This is a genomic window from Komagataeibacter rhaeticus (assembly GCF_003207855.1).
Classification (GTDB): domain Bacteria; phylum Pseudomonadota; class Alphaproteobacteria; order Acetobacterales; family Acetobacteraceae; genus Komagataeibacter; species Komagataeibacter rhaeticus.
In genome coordinates this window covers 57,376-80,216 of sequence record NZ_NKTZ01000012.1, presented here as the reverse complement: position 1 = coordinate 80,216, position 22,841 = coordinate 57,376, and the positions used below count along the sequence as shown (strand labels likewise).

Below are 22,841 nucleotides of genomic sequence, written 5' to 3'. Positions count from 1 at the left end.
GCCCCTGTCATGCGGGCGTGCCGCCCAGGCGGCGGGCCAGTTCCAGTGCCGCATCGGGCGTGCGGGGGCCAAAGCCAAGCAGGCGTTCGCCCTCCATGGCGATGATTGCCTGATTTCTGCCTGCCGGGGTCAACCGGAAACCCGCATTGCCCAGCAGGGCCGCGCGGACCTGCGGGGCATCCTGTTCCATGGTCAGGACCGCATCGGGCTGCAGGCCGATCAGGGCTTCCTGATCCAGTATCTTGTAGCCTTCGAATGCAGCAGGATTGCTGCCACCAGCAAGGCGGATCACGGCATCTGCCGCCGTACCCGTGCCCGCAACCATCGGGCGATTATTGCTCATGCGCATGATGAACAGCACCCGCTTTGTCGTCGGGTGCGCGGCGCGCCACTGCGTCAGCATGTCGAAATGCTGCGATATGTCCGCGCACAGCCGTGCCCCTGCCGTTCTTGCATCCAGAAGACTGGCCATAAAGCGCGTGCGTGCGACAATGGCATCCTCGGACGGTGTGGCATCAACAAACACAACCGGAACAGTGGACGCCATCAACTGGTCCAGAACTGGCGGCGGCCCGCAATCGTTCATGGCCAGGATCAGGTCCGGCCGAAGCGACAGGATGCCCTCGGCCGACAGGGCGCGCATGTACCCCACGGATTTCTTCTCACGCAGGGCCTGTTCGGGCCATGTGGAGGTTATATCAACGGCGATGATGCGGTCCTGCGCCCCCAATGCGTACAGGGTTTCGGTAATGGTGCCGCCAATACTGGCAATGCGCCGTGCAGGGCCAATTTTTACGTGCCGCCCCCGGCAGTCGGTCACCGTGTCCTCTTCAGCGCCCCATCCGGTGCGTGGGGTGGCCAGCATGCCGCCGGCCAGCAGGCAGGCAAACAGCCGGCGCCCCATTTCCATCCGGCCGTGGTGTGCGGGTTTATTCACCATCAGAATTCGATCCTTGCCGTTACCTTGAAGGAGCGGCCGGGCTGCGTGTAGTACCGTTCCGAAAGCGAACTGGACGACTGCCCGTATGGGAGCGAGGCGGCGTTGTAATATGTCTTGTTGAATATGTTGTACATGCCCGCCTGTATGCGCAGCGGACGATAGAACTGCGGGCTGTACCAGCCTGTCAGGTCAAAAATGACGTAGCCCGGCGTTTTCCACTGGTCCTTTAGCGATCCGGTGGTGGTCAGGTATTTGGCGTCATCACGCGCGGTGGCGAATGTGCCCGACAGGTCGGTGCCCCAGTTGTCCCGCTTGTAGCCAAAGCCGATGATGCCCCGGAACGGTGCGACCGAACTGAGGTGGAAGTTCATGTCCGTATCGCGCCCATCGGCATAGGCAAACGAACCCCAGGCATGCCAGTGCCGGTCAAACGCCCAGTTGACGCTGGCTTCCACGCCATAGATGCGCACATGCGCCAGGTTCGTGTAGCCGTAACACAGGTAATATCCCGAGCAGCCGCTGACCCCTTCCATGTCAATGAAGTTGTGATAGTGATTGTCATAGAACGAGATATTGGCCCCGCGTTCGGAATTGCCGTATTTCATGCCGACTTCCCACCCCCGGCTGCTTTCGGGTTTCAGGTTGGGATTACCGGTTACCTGATAGTATGGCGGGGTGCTGTAGTTCAGGTATTCTTCCGTTGCTGATGGCGCGCGATAGGCTTCTGAATACTGCCCGTATAATGTCAGGTTATGGGCCACGCGGGCTTCCACCAGCACCTTGGGCGAGAAATGGGAACCGTGCGCGCCATGGGGCAGGCCGCTGTACCCTGCATTCGCCATATAGGACGTGGTATTATGCGGATCACGCTGGAAGTAATCGAAGCGGAAGCCCGGCGTGATATGGAACCATTCATTGCGGCCAATGCCGATACGGTCCTGAACAATGGCCCCCATGTCCGTGCCATGAACCTTGGGCATGTCAGAAAAATTGTCATGCAAATACGGGCTGGAAACCGCCTGCTGGCCGGTCTGGGTCTGGTAGGTATCGGTCAGGAAGACTTCGCCGCCATAGGTGATCTTGTGGTGCAGCGGGCCGGTAAAGATGTTGTTTGTTGCCGAACCTGTAACACCATAGGACTGCACGGGCAGGCTGAGATGTTCGTGGGTGTAGGTGGATGCGTTGGCGGAATCCCGGTTGGTGATGTCGGTATCGGTCTTGATACTCTGCCAGTAGGCCAGAAAATGCGCCTCACTGAACAGTGCGGTCGGGCTGTCGGCCTGATAGTCGTAATTGGCGGAAACGCGGGAGCGCTGGTTTTCGCTGCGGGTGTAGTAGCGGTCGGTTGCCGTGGTTTCGGACGTCTTGGTTTCCTCGTTATAATTGCGGTCGTACCATTCCCCGGTCAGGCCGACCCGGTGGCCACCTGCAAAATAATGCCGGATCTTGCCCAGGAAATTACCGACCTGATAGGAGGCCGGGTTCTGCAGGGTCCGGGTCTTGCCATAACCGCCCGTATCGCCACGGTTGCCGGTTTCGCTGCCATTCTGGTAGCCGCCCTGTAGCAGGAATACCGTGTTCTTGTAGCGTGCGGCAAAAGCCTGATTGAGCAGTGCGGCCTCGCTTGCGCCATTATAGGTCAGCTTGGTCAGGCCACCGAAATTCTTGCCGGGTTTGAGAATGTCTTCCGGGTCCAGCGTGCGCAGGGCAATCACGCCGCCAAGTGACCCGGTGCCAAAGAAGCTGGAATCAGCGCTTTTGACGACATCAATCGCCCCCAGCGAATTGAAGTCAAAGTCCCCTACCCCGCCCTGCGCGGTATTGAAGCTGCCGGCATAGGCGCCATCATTGGCCCATGGCATGCGCACGCCATCAATCGTTGTCAGGATTCGGTTCTGGTCCAGGCCACGAATATTGATGCTGGAATTTCCGTTACTGTAATTGACGGCGGCGTCCACGCGCCGTGAATAATCCTCCAGACTGTCAATCTGCCGGTCACGGAAGGTCTTGTAGGTTGTGGTGGTGGTCAGGACTGCCGGTTTGCCCACTTCGCTATGATCCTTGTCCGGATCGAATTTCATCAGGTCGATGATGTCCGCGCTGCCCTGCACCTTGACCGGAGAAAGCTTGATGGGTTCAGCGGCCGACAGGGATACCTGTGCTGGCGTGGAAACCGTTTTTTTCGCTGTTTTGTCAGGGATTTGCGCCTTAATCTCCTGTGATGCGGCAAAAGCGGGGGTCAGCCAGATACAGGCAAGGGCCGTGGTGGCCAGCATGCGGCAACGGCATGCCGGCCGTCGCGCGAGGGGGGACTTGTTCATTATTCACCATCGATAATGAGAATCATTATCGACACTATAACGCCACAAACTGAGCCGCAGCAAGGAATTTGTTGCGCCTGATTCTTAGTTGCATTATCCGTAAAAAGTGCCAGATTACGGCGGCCGGTTCATGTCAAAAACAGGAATCAGGCCACTATCCGCTAAGTATAAAATTGTAACAGGAATAAAGACATGGCCCTTCTGAATGATGGAAACGTCCGTACGCCTCTTTCATCCCAGGTACGTGAAGCGACCCACCAGATCCATGATGATCTCAATCGTATCGTCATGTCCCGTGGCATGTTTACGGATGCTGCGGGCTATCGGAACTTTGTGCTGATGCAGTATCTTTTTCATCGGGATCTGGACCCGCTTTACAGCCGTGATGATCTTGCCCGTATCGTGCCCGATCTGGCGGTAAGAAACAGGTTCCGGCAGGTGAGTGCGGATATGGAGGATCTGGGTATCGGCTGCCCTGCCCCGCGCATGTCTGTGGATATTCCCGATCCCTCGACCGCCCTCGGATGGCTTTACGTAGCGGAAGGCTCCAAGCTCGGGGCCAACATCCTGATCAGGCTCGTTGATAAAATGGGGTATGGTGCCAGTTTCGGCGCGCGTCATCTGGCGCCGGACCCGATGGGACGTGGGATTTCCTGGACGGCGTTTCGTGATGCGATTGATAATGCGCGACTGGATGCCGAACGCTTTATTCATGGCGCGCGCGAGAGTTACGCCCGTATGAAATCGTTTGTTCCTGCATCACAAGATAAAATCAGGACTGCCGCGACATCTCTCTGAGTGCATATGGACACATGCCTGACAGCAGCCTGGTCACGCCCCTGCCGCTGGCGGGCTCACGCGGATCAGGCATGGATGGTGCGCCAACGCTCCCGGCGGATAAAGGACTTCCAGAAAATCTTGTCCGCGTAGGACACGGGCATCGCCTCCAAGGAGATCGACGCACGGGGCTTTGCCTTGTCGTGCGTCGTATCTCCTGCTGTTTTCCTGTCATGTAATAATAATCATTCGCATGTTAAAGTTGCGTGTGATGTGGCCGATGTTCGTATGTCACCGTCGGGACACATGCGATATGCGTTCTGAGTTCCTGGGAAAGTATAGGTGAATCAGTATGTTGCATGAAACCGTCCAAAAATATCGGACGGCTGTCTCTGCGCGCTGTTATTTCCTGCCGGGATGGATCGTCTGTATGGGACACCTTCGCTGCATCATGCGTTAATCGCATAACTGACAGTCAATATTTGTAGTCACTACCAGCTATACGTCATCTTGCCGATCACATTGCGGTTCGCGCCGATATAGCAGCCGGTATCGGCCCCCGCGCAGCCGGGATAGTACCGCTGGTTGAGCAGGTTCTGCGCGGTGACCTGAAACAGCATGCCCTTCATCCGTGGGGCTACGGCATCAAGGGCATACTGCGCCTGTGCATCCACCAGCACATAGCTCGGTGTGACATATTCCAGCGTGTTGTCCACCAGCGTATTGCCGTTGTAGCGCACGCCCGCGCCAAACCCCAGGCCGCGCAGCGGGCCGTTGCGCAGGTCATAATGCCCCCAGACCGAGAATGTCTGCTTGGGTACGGCAATCGGGCGCTCGCCGGTCAGGTCGCCACTGCCGCGCGTATAGGCCACGTCCTGATAGGTATAGGCCGCGATGATGTTCAGGTTGCGGGTCAGGTCCACATGGGCTTCAAGTTCGATCCCGCGTGAGCGGATGCCGCCGGTCTGGGTATAGAAATCGATATGGACCGGATCAGTGACCAGCACGTTGCTCTGCTTGAGGTCATACAGTGCGGCCGTGAAAAAGCCGTTGAAGCCATGCGGCTGGTATTTCAGCCCCACTTCAAACTGCCGTCCCCGGGTGGGCTTGAACGGCGTGCCATTGAAGGACAGGTTGTTGGCAGGCTGGAAGGATTCCGCGTAATGGAAATAGGGTGAAAGCCCGATGGGGAAGGCATACAGGATGCCGCCACGCCACGTCGTGGCCTGATCGGACTGGTTGAAGCTGCCGCCGCTATCGGTCTGGTCGCGGGTGTCGATGGTGGACCAGTCATGGCGCACGCCACCCTGCACATGCAGGTGGCCCCATGTCATCTGGTCCTCGCCATATATGCCTTCCTGGTTGGTGGTGATGCTCTGGGCTTCATACAGGTCCAGCTTGCCGATGCTCTGCCCGTATGTGGGGGAAAAGACATCTAGTGATGGGGCATCGCCGTAATACAGGTTGGCGGAATCACGGATATTCTGCCAGTTACCGCCAATGATCACGTTGTGTCTGACCGGCCCGGTGCGGAAATGGCCAAGGATCTGCTCTTCCACCGTAATCGTGTCGAAATGTTCCTCTGACCCGTATGCGGCGCGCTCCAGCGTGCGGTTGTCATCATCAAGCAGCCCGCCCGAGGATACCTGCTGGAAAAACGCCCCCACATTGGCGTAACGGGCAAATGATTTGAACGTCCAGTTGGGCGCAATCTGGTAGCTCAGGCGGTAGTTCACCGCCGTCTGGGTGCGCTTGTAGGTCTCGAAATTGGGGTCGCCGGGATAGAAATGGTCCGAAATCTTGCCATTCGGGTTGGGCAGGATGGTGCCTTCCAGCGGCGCGGTATCAAAATTGCCGCCACGCGGGTCACGCTGCCAGAAGGCGGACAGCGTCATGGTCAGGCGGTCATTGGGGGTCCATGTCAGCGATGGCAGGACGCCGAAGCGTTCGTTACGGGTGTGTTCGTCCTGCGTGCCGGACGTGGTGGCGGTTGCGGCGATGCGGTACAGCCACTTGCCATCACGGTCGATCCGCCCGCCAAAATCGGCGGTGCCGCGCACGTAGCCGTATGTTCCGCCCTCGACCGAGATGGAGTGGACGGGTACTGCCGTCGGCTGTTTCGTGGTCAGCACGATGGCCCCGCCGGGGTTGGACTGCCCGTACAGGACCGATGGCGGCCCCTTGAGGATGTCGATGCGGTCAAGCAGGTACGGGTCGATCTGCTGTGTTGCGTAATAGGCGCCGTTGAACAGGCGCAGGTTGTCAACAAACTCATCCGCGCCCGCGGCCCCCTGAAAGCCACGGATTTCCACCATGTCGAACCGCGTGGTGTAGCCCGATGCCACATCGCCCGACACACCCGCATTATATCGCAGGGCCTCGGCTATGGTGCGGGCGTTCTGCTGGTCCAGCTGCGCGCGGGTCACGACGGATATGGATTCCGGGGTTTCGATCAGGGGGGTGTCGGTTTTGGTGGCGGCACTGGAATTCCTGGGCACAAGCCCTGCCCGCCCCGATGTGGCGTAAACGGCGATCTGCTCTTCTTTCCAGCCTTTTCTACCGCCTCCGTTCCCCTGCCCTTCCACCCGCACCGGATCAAGGATGATTGCGGACGATGCGCGGATGAGTGAGACGGAATGTGCCCCGGTTCTGTGGTAACTGATGCCCGTGCCCGCCAGAAGGCTGGCAAGCGCCTGTTCCGCTGTCATCTGCCCGCTCACCGCCCCTGAGCGTGCACCCGCTATCGTGGCGCTGTCGAACGCGATCTGCATACCTGTCTGCGCGCCAAGGGCGGCAAGGGCGCGGTCCAGCGGCTGGGCGGGAATACTGAAGGGCTGTGCCGGTGATGGCGGGACGGTCACGTTGCCCTCAACCGGTGCCGCTACGGCATGATAGCCCGTGGCGGCCCACATGACGAACAGCAGGGCGGATGTGCCCGTAAGCAGGCTGGATCGGGAAAGCCGGATGCGATTGCGGCGGCACGGCAGAAGAACACACGGCATGGTTAGGTCTCACGGGCGGACGGTTGGCAGAAAATGCAAACGAATTGCATTCGCGTATATTCATGTCCGTTGAGACGATTTATTTTTAACGTGTGGGTGAAACTTTTTTTAGCGATCCCCTGAAAAAAGCGCTGCGGTAGCGGTTGTGCGCGGCCTGATTGCCCGTGTGGGCCCATCAGGGGGCTTTGTTGTGGTCCGCCAGCACCAGGGTGAAGCCTGCCGGGAGCGTGACAAGCCTGCTTCCATGCAGCGCGCACAGGGCTTCCAGCGCCTCTCTGGGATGATGCAGGTCATACACGCCCCCTACCGGGATGGTGTCGTGCTCAAGACCATGGGTCACGATGGTACCCGGATAATAGCGCCCCAGCACCGCGACCGCGTCAGAAAACCGTACGTCGTTCAGCACCATCTGCCCTGACCGCCATGAACCGACATCCTCCGGCTCGATCGCGCCGCGATGGGCCTGCCCCGTATGCTGGTCGACCGCCCATGTCTCGCCTGCGGTCAGGCGCAGGGCAGGGTCGGACTGGCGGGATACGCTCACGATGCCCTCGCGCACGGCAACAGTGACATGGGGGCCGGTCATCTGCACATCAAAGGCGGTGCCGATATCGCGCGTCGTCACATTTCCTGCCCTGACGGCAAAGCCACGTTTTCCGTCATGCACGACATTGAAAAACGCCTCCCCGGCCAGCAGCGTAACCCCCCGTTCCCGACCCGCATAATCCACGGCAATGGCGGAATGACCTGCCAGGGTCACCGCCGTTCCATCCGACAGGCTGACCGTGCGGGTTTCGCCCGTTTTCGTGTAATAATCGGCCTGCAGGCGGAACATGAGGTCCGGCGTGGCAAAGGCCAGCAGGCTCGCCGCCACCGGCAGCATGCAGGCCGCGGCAATCCGCAACGGGCGTGCCCGGGCCGTTCTGCCAGCCGCAGGCCGCCGGGATGTTGCGGGCCGGTCATGCGGGGGCGTTACGGGAACCATCTGGCCCGTAAGGGCCCAGGCGCGTTCCATCCGGCGCCATGCCTGCTCATGGTCGGGGTGCCGCGCGCGCCATGCGGCCCATTCCGCCCTTGCCGTTTCATCATCCGGTGCCTCATTGAGGCGGATTTTCCAGGTGGCGGCTTCCAGCATGGCACGTTTAGCGCCCGGTGTTGGCTGTGTGTTCATCCGTGCCCATCCCCATTCGTTCCGCGCCCGTGGCGCTGAACGTATTTCCAGGAACAGGGACGGCGCAGGTGCCTGTTTTTTAACGCCAGGGGGAAAATTTTAGGGCCCCATGTCTGGCAGGGCCGTGGCACAGGCCACCAGCGCGATCTGGATCATCCTGTGCACGCGCGTGGTGGAAACATCCAGAACGGTCGCGATTTCCTGCAATGTGTAGCCACCGATGCGATACATCTCGAACGCGCGGCGGGTGCGTGGCGGCAGGCTGCCCAGGGCATGTGCCACGCTATGCAGTTCCTGCCGGTGCCCGCAATGGGCTTCGGGCGATATCGACCCCGCACCCGTATCAGCCAGCAGGGTATGATCGATCTCGGTCGGGATCTGCCTGCGCGCGGCCCGCAGATGATCAAGCGCCAGATTGCGTATGATCGCGGTCAGATACGCAACAGGGTTGAACACGATCCCCTGCCGCCTGACGGATGCGACCTGAACAAACGCATCCTGCACGATATCCTCGGCCTGTGCCGCGCAACCGACCATGGATACGGCGAAGGACACGAAACGCGACCGGTTTGCCAGATAGGTTTCCAGAAGGTGATCGGTCGAGGCCACGGCCTGAAGATTCCTTGACAGCGTGCGTCAGCGCCCGGACGGGGCACGCGCCTTCCTTATATGAACATAATAATCATTATCAATAAAAAAACAGCAATGTAATGTTTCGATACATTCCGGATTGCCAGACATGCCATTCCTCGGCAGGGCGTTTGGGAAACCGGACGGCCAAATATGCGAACGCGTCTTATTTTCTTTTGTTGCCCTGCCCTGATGGGCGTGCCAAGGCATGCAGGATGGCTGTCCTGACCCTGAAAACCGTTCGTCCGGCCCTTGTGCGCCTGCACCGATATACGGGGCTGCTGCTGTCGGGTGTATTGTTCATTGCAGGGCTTACGGGAAGCATCAGCGTGTTCCGCACGGAAATTGACGCGGCCCTCAATCCTGACCTGTTCCATGCTTCTGCCCCGGCACATCCCCTGCCGGTTTCAGTATTGCTGGCGCGCCTGAAGCGGCAGCACCCTGAAACGCAGGTGACCGCCCTGCTCTACCGCCCTCCTGCAGGGCGTGCGATCGAGGTCTATTCGTCCGAAACAGTCGCGGGCAGGAAAGATCCGGTTGAAAACGAAATCTTTCTCGATCCCGGCACGGGGCGCATTCAGGGCATGCGCCCGGCCGAAGGGTGCTGCTTCAACCGTCGTGCGCTGATGGCCTTTGTATACCGGGTTCATTATTCCCTCGATATGGGCCAGGCGGGCATGTGGGTCATGGGGATATCGGCCATGCTGTGGTCGATTGACTGTGTGGTCGGCCTGCTCCTGACCTTTCCGTTGCACCAGCCTGCATGGCGGCAGGCATTCTGGCGGCAATGGCGCAAGACATGGGCGATTGGCCTGCGGCGTTCTTCCATACGGATCACGTTTGACCTGCACCGGGCCGTCTCGCTGTGGCTATGGGTTGTCCTGCTGGGCATGGCCATAAGCGGGGTGGCGCTGGCGCTTGAGGATGAGGTCTTCAATCCCGTCATCCGGACCATCCTGCCTACCGTGCCGCCCATGACGGATACACGGCGCCCGGTCCATCCGGTTACGATTGATCAGGCCGAAGGTCTCGCCGCAGGTTTCGTGCGGGCTCATGGCAGCGGCGAGAGACCGGCCGCAGTATTGCTGGACCCGGATGGCGGGACCGCCATGTTCTACCTTTTCAGCAATCAGGGAACAGAACCCTCCGGGCTGGGAAGTCCCATGGTTACCGTGGATCTGAAAACCGGCCAGATCACGGCAGGTGACATGCCCGGCCGGGGGGCTGCGGGCAATCTGGTCATGCAGGTGCAGTTGCCATGGCATAGCGGCAGGATAGCCGGGCCTGGCGGCCGTATCCTCATATGCCTGTCGGGTCTGGCCGTGTGCATGCTGGTGGTAACGGGCATCATGATCTGGCAACGAAAGCGGCAGGCCCGTCAGGCCAGATAGCCCGACAGGCTGTTACAGGCAGCTGAAAAGCCAGAATGGTGGCATTCGGATGCCAGTGTCATCTCAGCACGGTCACGCCTGCCGCGTCATGCGGCAGGGTCATGCCGTAGGCTTCGTTGTAGCGCGAGGCAAACGCTTCGCGCTCCAGCCGCTCGCAATAATCAAGATACCGGATCAACGCCCGCTCGGCGCGCATCGTGCGCCCATAGAGCCGTTTGTAATGCTGCCACAGCATCATGACATTGACCGACCAGGCATCATAGGCATGTGTTGCAACCCGGTTGCGGATCGCTGGGGGAAGAGCATCGAAGGCTGCCCAGTCATCACCCGCATAGCGCCGCCACATCTCGTGCCGCAGGGTCCGTTCGTTATCGGCCATCGCCTTTGCGACCCTCGCGGTTATTGAGCATATGGTTGAGAAGCGTCGTCTTTCCCGCTCCGGGAAAGCTGGAAAGAACCGTTACTGAACGCCTTTCGTGCATGACGGGCACCCTTCATTCGGTTGTGATCCGCCAAGCTTATATGGAACGTTATAATATAACAATACCTGAAGGATTCCGAACGGGAAAAGATATCTTGCAGGATACGGCGTTATGGGATGCCTGTGGTCCGAACGTGTTTCCTGGTCGAGGCCGTATCAGAGTTCGAGAATACGGGTTGTGGATCCCATATGGGCACGCATATTGAAGATTGTTGAAAACATGCGAACAATGTCCAGCCTTGACCAAGACTGAAAACGCTCAGTTGACCGGCACAAAATCGTCACAAGACCATCGCGAATGTGCCGTGATAGTTCGAGCAAGCCATCCTGTGATCACAGGCTTAACGATAATTTGTAAGATATGGCTCTCAAGAAAAACTGGAATCTCATCTAAATTTTTACTTACGTTTTCTGTGACGGACCCATCTTGCCGTATCAATAACAAAATGCGGAATTATGTTCCGTATGAATATTTCTGCTCTCTGCATGGTCGATTGTCTGCTGTTGGATAGATAGATCGTGCTTTGTGCCGTCCTGTCGGCTTTTATTTTTGGTGCCGTGTAAAAATATGTAATGAGTGTCCGCCGCAGAGATCCTGCCCGCGCGGCCTGGGGGTGTCCATGCCATGAATCAGGCGACTGGAGCATGAGAACGCTGCGCCCGAACCGGGGAACGATTTTTCTGGCAGGCCGGGTTGGATTTTTCTGCCACAGTTCCAGCAGGCCGCCATATTCCGGCTTCCAGTCATGATTGAGGTAAGTCAGCAAAGCCAGTCGATTTTCCAGATACGTATGGGGATGATGACGAAAATCGGTATGGACCTGAAAATGTCCCTGCCCCGCGACTTCATGCATGCCGCCCCCATAAAGATAAGGGTCGGGAAGCAGATTCGTGATTCCTGTCAATCTGGTCAGTAGCCGGAGGAACGGTGCACCGTTTACAATATCAAAATACCGTTGTATTGCTGCCGGCATGACGGACTGTGTGCTGGTCGAACGCTTTGACTGAAGCTGGTTCTGGAATACATTTATATTGTTTATGTGATCAAGATTAAAAGCCTGCAACGCTTCGTTCAGCAGGGAATCACAGAACATTCCGTCCATGACCAGATGTGGAAATGGTCTGGCTGTCTTGAACTCCTGCGCAAGACTGTTCAGCAGGGAAGTGTCGGACCGGTCCATTCTTTTTAACAGGGGTACGTACGACATCTTCTATCCTAATAATGGTCTTGCCAGGTGCGGCAGGGTATTGGGATGTTTTTAGTAAATCCGATCTGTCTGCGCAGACAGGGAAAGTTCAGATGGGGCTTCGATTCTGTATCTGTGACGATGCGACTACGTATTTATGATGTACTGTTCCAATATGGCACCATGCCTCGCCATATTTGGCAGGAATGGTGCCCCTGCCGGCCAAGGTATTCAGCATGCTTTCCAGTTCCGGGAGAAGAAGGGCATGATCCTGCAGGGGGGCCATCAGTGGCACCTTGTACGGGAGCAGGAAATGGCCCGTCACGGGAACGGGGGTTCCGTCCTGTGTCGGTAATGGATCATTTATGGTGGTGCTGACGGCCTCTGCCAGTTTCAGGAAACTTTGCAGAAAATCATTATTATAGGCAAAATTTCCAGCCCCGCCCTGTGACCGGGTTTCTTTTTCGGAAGAAGGCGCATTGATCCACGCGATGTAATGTTTCGCATGTAAAGTATGCAACCCGTCTGCGCTGGCAAATATATGGTCAATCTCCACACGTTCGTCTGTACCAAATGGCAAGATAATGCCATGCATTACGGGTAGACCACTTGCCACAAGCATCTGCGTAACGGGATCATCCGCAGCGGGCTGTCCGCATAGTTGCTGCCACAGGGCGGCATCTCCGCCTGCAGGGAAATCTGGATTGCGGTGCGCACGTGTCATGTCCGGTCCTGCAACAGATAAAGCTCCAAATCCGATAAGAAGGCTTTTATTGTAAAGAATTGGTAACCGGGGGGCGTCTCCCCTTCATCATGCCGCTATTCATGTCCGTCTCATGCAGCATCATGCTGGCTGCCGGGCTGTGCGCCCCCGGTATCGGGGCGCGCCTTCAGCCATGCTTCAAGATCCCGCACATCCAGGGGCCTGGAAAAGAAATATCCCTGTATCACGTCGCAGTTAATGTGCCGGAGCAGGTCAAGCTGCGCCTGCGTTTCCACGCCTTCCGCCACCACGGTCATGCCCAGGCTGCGCCCGATACGGATGATGGCCGTGACCACAGAGTGAACCTTGCCCGTCGGTTCAAAGCCATCCATGAAGCTCCGGTCAATCTTGAGCTCGTTAAGTGGCAGGTTCGCAAGGTTCGACAGGCTGGAAAAACCGGTTCCGAAGTCATCCATGGAAAGCCCGATGCCCATCGCCCGGATCGCCTGAGCGGCGATGAGGGTCTGATCGTAATTTTCTATCATCGCACTTTCCGTCAGTTCGATGGTCAGGCGCTGTGGGGGAATGCCGCTTTCGTGCAGGATCTCGCCAATCAGGCGTGGCAGGTCGGGATTTCTGAAATGCAGCGCGGATATGTTGACCGATACGACCGGAACGTCCACCCCTGCCTGCATCCATAGGGCCATCTGTCGACAGGCCGCCCGCAGTGACCACAGCCCGATTGCCTCGATCTGTCCGGTTTCTTCCGCCAGGGGAATAAAACGGCCCGGTGATATCATGCCCAAGGTTGGGTCGGTCCATCGGGCCAGGGCCTCCACCCCTTCCAGCCGTCCGGTCGCGGCATGGACCTGCGGCTGGTATACCAGATAGAGCTGGTCCATCCTGATCGCCTCCTTCAGCGCGTTGGCCAGCAGGATCTGGTCCGCCGCCTGCCGGTTCATTTCCTCGCTGAAGAAGCGGTAGCAGTTACGGTCGGCATTCTTTGCCTGCGACAGGGCCGTTTCTGCCTGCTGCATGAGTATTTCCGTCTCCCGCCGGCCGCCGTCGTTATCCGCAATGCCGATACTGGCCGTAATGGTAACGGAAACCGCGTCAATCACGACCGGCTCCGCTACGGCTTTCATGACGGCATCGGCCAGTGCCGTGGCCCGTTCCACCCCACCGGTCGTGATCAGGGTGAATTCGTCTCCCCCGCTGCGGGCCAGCAGGTCTTCACTGGAAATGAGACCCGATAGCCGCCGGGCCAACTCAGCCAGCAGCATGTTGCCTGCCGGGCGTCCCAGTCCGTTATTGATGGCCCGGAACCGATCCAGGTTGATGATCAGGGCCAGCAGGTTTTCATGCCGCGCGCGTGCCGCCCGCTGCCTGATACCGTGCCGTAGCCCGGTCCGATTGGGCAGGCCCGTCAGGGTGTCATACTGCGTAAGCCGCGCGATATCCTCACGCGAGCGCTGCTGTTCGATGGCAAGCGCGCACAGGTGCAGGCAGGCATCGGTAATCCGCCGGTGCCATCTGCCCGGTGCGCGCTTGGCACGGAAATAGAAAGCCAGGCTGCCGCCTACCCGGCCGTCACGCAGCAGGATCGGCACCGACCAGCAGGCCATGAGGCCATGCGGGACGACAAACTGCCAGAACCCCTTCCATTTCGGATCGGCTTCAATGTCTGGCGTAACCACTTCCCTGCCGGTGAACAGTGCCGTGCCACATGACCCGACCTCGGGGCCTATCTGCAGGTCAGCGCAGACTTCGGCAATCTGTGCGGGCAGCCGTGCGCGCGCTACGGGGTGCATGCGCTGTTCATCATCCACGACCACGATCTGTGTTACGACATCGGGGGCGATACGTTCAATCTGGCGGCACATTAAGGCAAGGATTTCGTTGAAGGACAGGTTGCTGGTCAGTGCCCCCATCATATCCTTCTGCAGCGCCTTTATCTGCTCGCTGCCCGTAATGTCATTCAGCACCACGATCACTTCGTGCAGTTCTTCATAGGGGCTGCATAAGGGCGTTACGGTTGCCAGAAGCCAGATGTCCTGGCCCGTGTCGGTGCGGGAATGGATTTCCAGTTCAAAGGGCCGACAGCGCTGCAGACGACGGCGAAAGGCCTGTAATGTTGCAATATCGCCCTGCTGCCCGGACAGGAAGGCCGAGAACTCAGCCCCTTCCATACCCTCGGCACCGATGCCCGAAAACCGGGCCGCCGCTGCATTGGCGTAGGTAATGTGGCATTGGCTGTCCAGTATCAGGATGCCGCATGCATTGCGCTGTACGATGGTGGCATACTGAAGGTCCTGTTCACGTCGGGACAGGTCCCGTGTCACGTCGCGCAGGGAAATGACAAATACCTGCTGTCCCGCCCCCTCGGCCCGTGCCACGGACATCTCGGCAGAAAACGCCGTGCCGTCATGCCGCAGCAAGGTCAGATGGTGGTGGTTTTCCGTAATGGAACGACAGACCTTGCCCCCGGATACGCCGGATGGGCACAGCGCGACATTCGTCAGGTTCTCACCAAAGGTACAGGGCAGGATGTCTGTCCCGGTGGGAAAGAGAATATCGAGTTTCCGGCCGACCAGCCCGGGCGTGGGGCCGCCCCAGATACGGGCCGCGTTATCATTGGCAAAGATGATTGTGTTATCATTGCTGACAAGCAGGATACCCGTATCAATGCTTTCCAGCAGTTTGTCCGGAATGGGATAGGTCTGTCGTTCGCCCATTAGTCTGGTCTGCCTGTCTGTTGTGTTCTGGTGGGTAAATGGATGACGATGCCGGTCTGGGGGGTCTGTGTCCGGTAGCGTTTGAGGAAAAGCGGGGGCGTGTCTGTCCCTTCTCCCCCCTGCTGCCAGTTTTCAGGACGGGACAGCCCGTAGGGGTCCCCATCACAGCGCACGACCGCCCATGCCGCGCAGTCCCGTTCCGCCCCACATCCCGCAAGCAGTCCGACCAGCGTGATGCGGGTATCGGAATCATAGGATGCCGTCAGGGTCTCGTTGCCGCGGAATATCAGGCTGAATGGCGCGGCGCGGTCCGGGCTGCCAAACGTGATGTCGATCAGGATAAGGCCGGCTTCGGAATGCTTGGGTCCGAAAATGATTTCTCCGCCTGCAGGATCAATGATCAGGTGCAGCCACAGAACCTGAAAGGGGCCAAAACTGTCGATTTCCAGCGTTCCCCCCTGCAGGACGTATTCCCAACTGCTCCACCGGGCCAGATCTGTCAGGTTCGTGCGGACCCAGGCCCGTGATCCTATGATGAAGCGATAGGAAGACAGGTCCGACCTGCGTGAAAGGGGAAGTGATCTGTTTACAACCTCAATCACGTTGTTCCAGTTGAAAAAGCCGTTTCTGACCGCGGTCTCGTCCGCGCGGACCACAAGGGAGCAGCCATTGTCCGTTGCCATCTTCATATGTATCGCCTGTCTCAAAAATACTCGCACCAGCAAGGAGGTTTCGGGTTTTCTGACCGCTGGCTATTGGGCCAAAATATGAAATATTTGTGGCGTGGCCTTTCTGCCCGATGTGAAACCGCATGATGGTGGAGGTGATGAGGACGTAACGGAATTTATTGTTGCATAAGACCCGTCATTTGAAAACAAAAAAAATGCTGGCTATGCGTTCGCGCAATCGTCTATAAAACAAGGCTGATGTGCCAATATAAACGAATAATATGATGCTGATCGGGTACGCGCGCGAAAATGCGGAAGAAGCGACGCTTCTCAATCAGGTAGAAGCGCTCCGAAAGGCGGGTTGTAAAAAAATATATGAGGAAAAAGTTCCTACAATGAGCCGGGACTGGCCCATTCTGGGGAACGTCCTGACGGAACTTTCTTCTGATGATACTTTGGTGGTCTATTCTCTGGACCGTCTCGCCTGGTCAACGCCCCACCTGCTGGAAGTGGCTGATCGACTGCGTGAAAAAGGAGCAGGGCTGCGTTCCCTTTGTGAACCCTGGGCCGATACCACCGTTCCCTATGGGAAAATGATTCTTGGTGTTTTTGCCGGCATTGCTGAATTTGAACGCGCATTAAGCCGTAACCTTACGGAAACGGGCAGGAAACGGGCCAAGGAACGGGGTGTCCATCTTGGTCGGCCAGCCAAGCTCAGCGCAGAGCAGGTTGCGACGATCCGGAAGCTTGTCCGGGACGAGAACCTCTCCATTTCAGAAGTTGCAGCCCGTTTTGGCGTGCATAAAGCCACCATCTATCGGGCGGTTACCAATAATAAGTAAGAACTGATTGCGATGTGAGTTGGGCCGGGTGTTTTCATAAAGGCTTGCAAGCTGGAATACACGATAAGCCCACATGGTAATTGCCACAAAAATGCTGTGGCGGAGAGTTTTTTCTGATCGCTCAAGCGCTGGCGCGTCTAACGTCGAACCTACAAGGCACAAAGCTACGTCAGGAGCGGGATGCTGTCGTCCGTGCAATTTGAACAACATCAGATTTTGAATGCCCCAGGCGTCTGGAAAACTTGGGACTATTCAGTATGGTTTTTTTAATATTGATTTGCCGCGCTTTTCTGGAACCAGAGGCGACAGGATCGGACATCTACCATCTACATGGCTTTTGCCAGGGATGGCTTTTCCTATGCGCGAGGTGACCATTTCTCAGTTGATAGTGGTATTTAAAACCCGTTATGTACGATAATATTACTATGTATGTTTTTGCTGAACCAGCATGATACGAAAGCGCTTTTTCAAAGCGCGGGAAGTTAACTTTATTTGATGGCAGTTCCGCTACAAATTCGAACAGCGGGAGAAACTGCTGATGCCTGGGCCTGATCCTGATGCCTCGCTGGCCGACGCGCGGGCCGAGCGGGGGAAGCCCGGCGTATTCTTCGTGAAGGTCATGCGTCTTGCCGACTGCCTGACTGATGAGGCAGAAATCAGATAGCGAACATCGGCCTTAACGGATCGGACTGGGTCCTGTCTGATCCAGGCACTCGGATTGTCATGACGGTGAACGCCATGACGGGCGCGGGCGAGCCTCCCTCCCCTTTTTTCAGCCCGTCACGAAATCCCGCGCAGCCCTCTGACTCCATGCCGCGACTTTACTGTATATGCGACATGAAAACTGATCATTTCCATTCAGAACGGGCATAAGACATGGATCAGTTCACGGACCGATGCGGATGCCGGATACGTCTACCGTATCGGGCACCTGCTGAGCCGCAGGCAGGGTCGTCTGGTGGGACGAACTTTGTGCGTGCGTGGGGAAATCAGGCGGCATGCAGTCTTTTGGCGGGCTGTTCCTGGCGGTCTGTTCTTCCGTGAAGGGGCTACCCTGCTCCATGCCGGGTCCCATACCCGTCGGCATCGGGCCGGGCATACCGTCTGCGCCTGTCATGCCGCCCATGGGGAATCCACCCATCATGCCGCGCCCGCTGCCGACGCCAAAGCCGGTGGTTATGCTGCCATGAACGCTGCCGTTGCGCGACGATGGGGTGCGCCAGCATTTATCGGTATGGTCCGGCGGTTGGTGACAGCCTGATATCGCCGCTACGAGGACAGGCAGGAAGAACGTGATGGCACGTCCTGTATTATGGTTGGACATGGACAGCAGTGGCATCTCACCTGTTAAGGCCCCAACCTTAATCCGCTAACACGCTGTGTTCCCGTCACGAAATGTAAACCCGCAGCCTGCCAGTCTTCGACGCTTCCCCTGTCCTGCTCATCAGGTGCGAAGGGATCGAGCGGGGCATCCGTGGGCGGATCAGGCGTTTGTATTCGGCCCTGTGGCTGCGGCAATGGCGGCGGAGAGATTGATGCCGGCCTTGCGTCCGGCTTCCAGTATCTCTGAATCCGGCAGGGTGCCGACCTGGGCCATCGCCCATAACTGCGCGGCCCGTGTGCCAGAACGGCAATATCCAAGCACAGGTCCGGGCATACGCTTGAGCGCCGTGCGCATGCAGGCCACGGCATTGGCATCCGGCAGGTGCCCCGCCTGCACGGGGATGGCTGTAAAGTCAAGTCCCAGGCAAAAAGCAGCCTGTTCAATCTCCTTGCCGGGCACCTGATCCCCCTGTTCACCATCAGGGCGGGCACAAAGGATACTTTTAAACCCGTCAGCAGCGGCCTTGTTGATATCGGACACAGTCAACTGCGGAGCAACATAGAACATGGGCGTAAGGGCGCGGGCTAAATCGTTCACAGGGCAGATCCTTCTTTTTGTATGAAGCAATGGATACGCAGGTGTTCATGCCGTTTTTAATACGTAGTGCATGTCGTTTATTTTCATTCCGCCTTTCGGATGGCGGGCGCGTAGCCTGCAGCAGGACCCATGGTCCGGGCAGAGGGTCAAGATGAACCTGCCTGGACCCGCGTGGTCATGGCGGCCATGGCGCTATCGGCTATCACCTCCTGATTTCGTTAATTTATTACATAAATATCTTATGTATGTAAAAATTAACTCCTGTATCCCCCCTCGTCAAGGATGCTGTCGCGTGTCGATATCGGCGACATATCTTGCATGCCGGCACCCCTCATTGCGTCGAACATGCGCGCATGTGATGGGCTGCGCGGTTCGGTGGGTGTGTTCTTCCATTCTGCCTGTTTCGCGCATATCCGCGCAACTAACTAATTGTTTTTATAAATTAATTTACGTCCCATGCTGTGTATCAGGCGCTGATCGGCCTGTCGTTCAGGGGTGTTCGCGGGGTGATGTCGCCGGGTCGTGTCCCCTGCCTGCTGCAGGGATTCCTGTCCTGCTCAGGATCTTTTTTAAAGAAGACCGATTTTCTCCTTCTTGACATTAAATAGTTACATACTTAAATTAAACATATATTCATAAAGTATGTAAGTGTCTGCCAGGACACGGGCAGACGGATGGTGTGGAAGTGGTTATGGACTCTCCCGGCAACAGAACGCTCATGGGGTTTACACGGCGCATCGGCCTTTGGCTTGGCGCGGCTGTCGTGCTGGGTGGGGCGGCGGCGGTCATGCTGGTCCTGCAGCTGGCTGTTCTGGCACGTATCGTGTCGGACCTTGCGTTCCATGGTCATGTCGTTTCCGACGCGCTTGCCGGGCTGGCTATGCTGCTCGCCCTGCTGGTTGTGCGCGTACTGCTGCAATGGGCCGCCGATATGGTGGCAGGCGAAGGCAGCCTGCGGCTGAGCACAGCCATACGCAGCGAACTGCTGCGCCATCTGTTTCATGTCGGCCCGGTTGGTCTGGCCGGGCAGGCGACAGGCCATATGGTCACGGTACTGGGGGACGGCATTTCCGCGCTGGAACCCTATTTTACGCAGTATGTGCCCCGGGCCGCCATGATGGTGGTCCTGCCGCTGCTGGTACTGGGGATGGTCCTGCATCTGGATGGGTGGAGCTTTGTCATCCTTGCCTGCACGGGGCCGCTTATTCCCGTCTTCATGGCGCTGGTGGGCTATCGCGCGCAGGCGGTCATGGACCGGCAGTGGAGGCAGCTCCTGCTTCTGGGATCGGCCTTTCTCGATACACTGCAGGGATTGACCACGCTGCGGCTGTTCGGTCGTGCGCGTGATGCGGTGACCGCCGTGGCGGGCATGGCCGATGAATACCGCGCCACCACCATGTCGGTCATGAAGGTGGCATTCCTGACATCCGCCGTGCTGGAATTCTTTGCCAGCCTGTCCATTGCGCTGGTGGCGGTCGTGTTCGGCGCACGCCTGCTGGACGGGACGGCGGATTTCCAGTCGGCTTTTCTGGTCCTGCTGCTTGCGCCGGAATATTTCATGCCGCTCCGCGCGTTCTCGGCCAGTTATCATGCCCGCCAGAATGCGACGGCAGCCATGGCGGGCATCAGTCAGCTTTTTGCCCTGCCCGCAGCGACCATCCGGCCTGACGTACGGGGCAGCGCCGCCAACGTGCCGCTGATTTCCATAAGCTGCGAAGATGTTACGGCCGGGTATCAGGCCGATGCACCAGTACTGTTGCATGCCGGGTGCACGTTCACACGCAACGCCCTGACGGTGGTAACGGGTGAAAGTGGCGTGGGTAAAACCACCCTGATCCGGCTGCTGCTGGGGCTGTTGCCCCCCATGCAGGGGCGTGTCACGGCAATGGATGAAAGTGGCGTGCTGCACGCCTGCTGGCAGGACAGGATTGGCTGGGTGCCCCAGCAGCCACGGCTGGTCCATGGTACCATTGCCGAAAACCTGCGCCTGGCCGATCCGATGGCGGATCTGGAGGCCCTGCGTGCCGTCGCGGCCCAGGCCGATGCCCTGTCCTTTATCGAGGCCCTTCCGCAGGGGTTCGATACCGTGGTGGGTGAGCGTGGTGCCGGTCTTTCAGGTGGGCAGGTGCAGCGTCTGGCATTGGCCCGCGTGCTGCTGCGCAATCCGCAGGTACTGATTCTGGATGAACCCACCGCCAATCTCGATCCGCAGGGTGAGCAGCGCGTGGCCGCAGCCATAGCGCATGCGGCGGTGGGGCGGATCGGCATTGTGGTGGCTCACCGGCCTGGCATGATCGCACGGGCGGCGCGGGTTGTGCGCCTGCGGGACGGTCAGGTCTTTTCCGGCCCGCACACCGTGGAGCACGCGGCATGAGCATGCTGGCACGCATCATCGGCCACATGCGGCCCTTGCGGCGACAGATGGCACTGGGGCTTGCGCTGTCGGTTACGGCGTCACTGGCCAGTTTCGGGCTGCTGTTCCTGTCGGGCTGGCTGCTGGCGGCGGCAGCCGTGGCCGGACTGGGCGGGATTGCCGCGCGGAACGCCTTCAACCTGTTCCTGCCCGCGGTTGGGGTACGCTTCTTCGCCACCATGCGTATTCTGGCCCGTTATCTGGAACGGCTGGTCACGCATGATGCGACACTGCGCCTGATCGGGCGGGTGCGGGCGTGGAGCATCAGCCGCCTTGCCCCACAGGCACCTGCCCTGCTGGCGCGGCAGCGCAGTGGCGACATGCTGTTCCGCTTTGTGTCGGATACCGACCGGATGGGGCAGTTCTATCTGGAAGTACTGGTGCCCGTTGCCAGCGCCGCCATCTGCTGCGTGGTGTTTGTTGCCGTCATGAGCGCGTTTTCTCTTTCGGCGGCCTTGGTCCTGGCTGTCGGGCTGGTCTTATGTGGTGGCGTGCTGCCGGGCGTGGCCGGTGCGCTGTCCGTACATGCCATGCGGCGTATCAGCCGCCAGCAGGATACCATGCACGCGGACCTGACCGAAGTGCTGCAGGGCATGGGTGAGTTCATGTTCCTTGGCGCCGGGCAGGCCGTGCAGGCCCGGATTGCCGCCCGCGCGGCTGATATCCGTACCGAACGCCGGCGCGTGGCCCTGATTGAAGGGGGCGCGCGGAGTGTGATGACCGTCATCACCATGACGAGCGCGCTGGGCGTTCTGGCCATGGCGGATATGGCCTGCCGCACGGGTGCGCTGTCGGCAGCCTGCCTGCCCATGCTGGCGCTTGGCGGGCTGGCAGCGTTCGATGTGCTTGCTCCCCTGCCCGCGGCATGGCCCTTGCTGGGCCAGGTACATATGGCGGCAGGCCGGGTGTTTGCCCTGTGCGATACCCCGCCCAGCGTGGTGCCCCCTGCCCTGACCCGATGCCCGGACGATCCGTCCTGCCTGTCGCTGTCGGATATCGGCCTGCGTTATCCGGGGGCGGAACGGTGGGCGCTGCGGCACGCGGACCTGTCGGTGGTACGGGGGGAGCGCGTGGCGCTGGTCGGGCCGTCCGGTGCGGGCAAGAGCACCCTGGTGAACCTGCTGTTCCGTTTTTACGACTATCAGGAAGGCACGGCCCGTTTTGGCGGCGTGGACCTGAAGGATGTCGATGCGGACATCATGGCCCGGCATGTCGGTGTCGTGGCGCAGGACTTCCACCTGTTTCAGGGCAGCATCCGCCGTAACCTGACCATCGCCTGTCCCACCGCCACGGAGGATGCGATGTGGCAGGCCCTGCGGGTCGCGCGGCTGCATGCGTTCGTGCAGGCGGAACCCGCCGGGCTGGATACGCTGATCGGTGAAGGGGGCGTGCGCCTGTCCGGCGGGCAGGCGCGACGTCTGGCCGTAGCGCAGGTTGTCCTGCGCAATCCGGCATGGATCATCCTTGATGAGCCGACCGAGGGGCTGGATGCCGGGACCGAGCACGACCTGATGACCGCACTGCTATCGGCCCTGTCGCCACGGACAACCCTTGTCTGCATTACCCATAATCCTGCCGTGGCGGCACGGATGGACCGGGTGGTGCGTGTTGAAGGGGGCCGGTTCCATGAGGCCGGGAGGGCGCCATGACCCGACGATG

General features: G+C 58.9%; 17 protein-coding genes and 1 pseudogene. 6 read left to right on the top strand and 12 right to left on the bottom strand.

What is annotated here, in order from left to right; all coding sequences use genetic code 11:
- Positions 1–7 precede the first annotated feature (7 nt).
- Both CFR78_RS11620 and CFR78_RS11615 read right to left on the bottom strand, forming a co-directional pair.
- Complete coding sequence (locus tag CFR78_RS11620; protein ID WP_258366078.1) at positions 8–940, bottom strand: heme/hemin ABC transporter substrate-binding protein; 933 nt, start codon at positions 938–940, stop codon at positions 8–10.
- On the bottom strand, positions 940–3,216 hold the full coding sequence (locus CFR78_RS11615; RefSeq protein WP_110581173.1) for a TonB-dependent hemoglobin/transferrin/lactoferrin family receptor: 2,277 nt from the start codon (positions 3,214–3,216) through the stop codon (positions 940–942). The genes CFR78_RS11620 and CFR78_RS11615 overlap by 1 nt, the downstream gene beginning before the upstream one ends.
- A gap of 237 nt (positions 3,217–3,453) precedes the next feature.
- Between CFR78_RS11615 and CFR78_RS11610 the strand changes: the two genes are divergently transcribed.
- Positions 3,454–4,059 (top strand): biliverdin-producing heme oxygenase, encoded by a 606-nt coding sequence (locus CFR78_RS11610; protein ID WP_110581172.1) that lies wholly within the window; start codon positions 3,454–3,456, stop codon positions 4,057–4,059.
- 470 nt (positions 4,060–4,529) lie between these two features.
- Here CFR78_RS11610 and CFR78_RS11605 read toward each other — a convergent pair whose 3' ends face one another.
- From CFR78_RS11605 to CFR78_RS11595, 3 genes are all read right to left on the bottom strand, one after another.
- Positions 4,530–7,040, bottom strand: coding sequence for a TonB-dependent siderophore receptor (locus CFR78_RS11605; RefSeq protein WP_110581171.1), 2,511 nt, complete (start codon positions 7,038–7,040; stop codon positions 4,530–4,532).
- A gap of 175 nt (positions 7,041–7,215) precedes the next feature.
- A complete protein-coding gene (locus CFR78_RS11600) occupies positions 7,216–8,211 on the bottom strand; it encodes a FecR family protein (RefSeq protein WP_110581170.1) in 996 nt (331 codons plus the stop codon).
- A gap of 99 nt (positions 8,212–8,310) precedes the next feature.
- Positions 8,311–8,820 carry a sigma-70 family RNA polymerase sigma factor gene (locus CFR78_RS11595; RefSeq protein ID WP_110581169.1) on the bottom strand — a complete coding sequence of 170 codons (510 nt, stop codon included), beginning with the start codon at positions 8,818–8,820 and terminating at the stop codon, positions 8,311–8,313.
- Between the two features lie 236 nt (positions 8,821–9,056).
- Between CFR78_RS11595 and CFR78_RS11590 the strand changes: the two genes are divergently transcribed.
- On the top strand, positions 9,057–10,232 hold the full coding sequence (locus CFR78_RS11590) for a PepSY-associated TM helix domain-containing protein (protein WP_181417530.1): 1,176 nt from the start codon (positions 9,057–9,059) through the stop codon (positions 10,230–10,232).
- A gap of 58 nt (positions 10,233–10,290) precedes the next feature.
- Here CFR78_RS11590 and CFR78_RS11585 read toward each other — a convergent pair whose 3' ends face one another.
- The 6 genes and pseudogenes from CFR78_RS11585 to CFR78_RS11560 form a co-directional block, all read right to left on the bottom strand.
- Positions 10,291–10,611, bottom strand: a complete 321-nt coding sequence (locus CFR78_RS11585) for a DUF6525 family protein (protein ID WP_110581167.1) — start codon at positions 10,609–10,611, stop codon at positions 10,291–10,293.
- A 4-nt stretch (positions 10,612–10,615) separates the two neighbouring features.
- Positions 10,616–10,714: pseudogene (locus CFR78_RS11580) on the bottom strand (GTP-binding protein); the annotation flags it as partial.
- 397 nt (positions 10,715–11,111) lie between these two features.
- Positions 11,112–11,921 (bottom strand): 2OG-Fe(II) oxygenase, encoded by an 810-nt coding sequence (locus CFR78_RS11575; protein ID WP_110581166.1) that lies wholly within the window; start codon positions 11,919–11,921, stop codon positions 11,112–11,114.
- An 88-nt stretch (positions 11,922–12,009) separates the two neighbouring features.
- Positions 12,010–12,624: an NERD domain-containing protein gene (locus tag CFR78_RS11570; RefSeq protein WP_110581165.1), complete on the bottom strand. Its 615-nt coding sequence runs from the start codon at positions 12,622–12,624 to the stop codon at positions 12,010–12,012.
- Between the two features lie 110 nt (positions 12,625–12,734).
- Positions 12,735–15,338, bottom strand: a complete 2,604-nt coding sequence (locus CFR78_RS11565; RefSeq protein WP_110581164.1) for an EAL domain-containing protein — start codon at positions 15,336–15,338, stop codon at positions 12,735–12,737.
- Positions 15,338–16,027 carry a hypothetical protein gene (locus CFR78_RS11560; protein ID WP_110581163.1) on the bottom strand — a complete coding sequence of 230 codons (690 nt, stop codon included), beginning with the start codon at positions 16,025–16,027 and terminating at the stop codon, positions 15,338–15,340. Before CFR78_RS11560 ends, CFR78_RS11565 begins: the two co-directional genes overlap by 1 nt.
- Before the next feature lie 260 nt (positions 16,028–16,287).
- Here CFR78_RS11560 and CFR78_RS11555 point away from each other — a divergent pair, with 260 nt between their 5' ends.
- Entirely contained in the window at positions 16,288–16,848 is a 561-nt protein-coding gene (locus CFR78_RS11555) for a recombinase family protein (RefSeq protein ID WP_039999082.1), read from the top strand.
- Between the two features lie 538 nt (positions 16,849–17,386).
- Positions 17,387–17,512 carry a hypothetical protein gene (locus CFR78_RS16640; protein WP_258366076.1) on the top strand — a complete coding sequence of 42 codons (126 nt, stop codon included), beginning with the start codon at positions 17,387–17,389 and terminating at the stop codon, positions 17,510–17,512.
- Between the two features lie 819 nt (positions 17,513–18,331).
- Here CFR78_RS16640 and CFR78_RS11540 read toward each other — a convergent pair.
- Complete coding sequence (locus tag CFR78_RS11540; RefSeq protein WP_223846558.1) at positions 18,332–18,769, bottom strand: TIGR01244 family sulfur transferase; 438 nt, start codon at positions 18,767–18,769, stop codon at positions 18,332–18,334.
- Between the two features lie 691 nt (positions 18,770–19,460).
- Here CFR78_RS11540 and cydD point away from each other — a divergent pair.
- Together cydD and cydC are read left to right on the top strand one after the other, a co-directional pair.
- Positions 19,461–21,143 carry a thiol reductant ABC exporter subunit CydD gene (cydD, locus tag CFR78_RS11535; protein WP_110581161.1) on the top strand — a complete coding sequence of 561 codons (1,683 nt, stop codon included), beginning with the start codon at positions 19,461–19,463 and terminating at the stop codon, positions 21,141–21,143.
- The gene (cydC, locus tag CFR78_RS11530) at positions 21,140–22,831 is read left to right on the top strand and encodes a thiol reductant ABC exporter subunit CydC (RefSeq protein ID WP_110581160.1); all 1,692 of its coding nucleotides are present in this window, start codon (positions 21,140–21,142) and stop codon (positions 22,829–22,831) included. Before cydD ends, cydC begins: the two co-directional genes overlap by 4 nt.
- Positions 22,832–22,841: the final 10 nt, after the last annotated feature.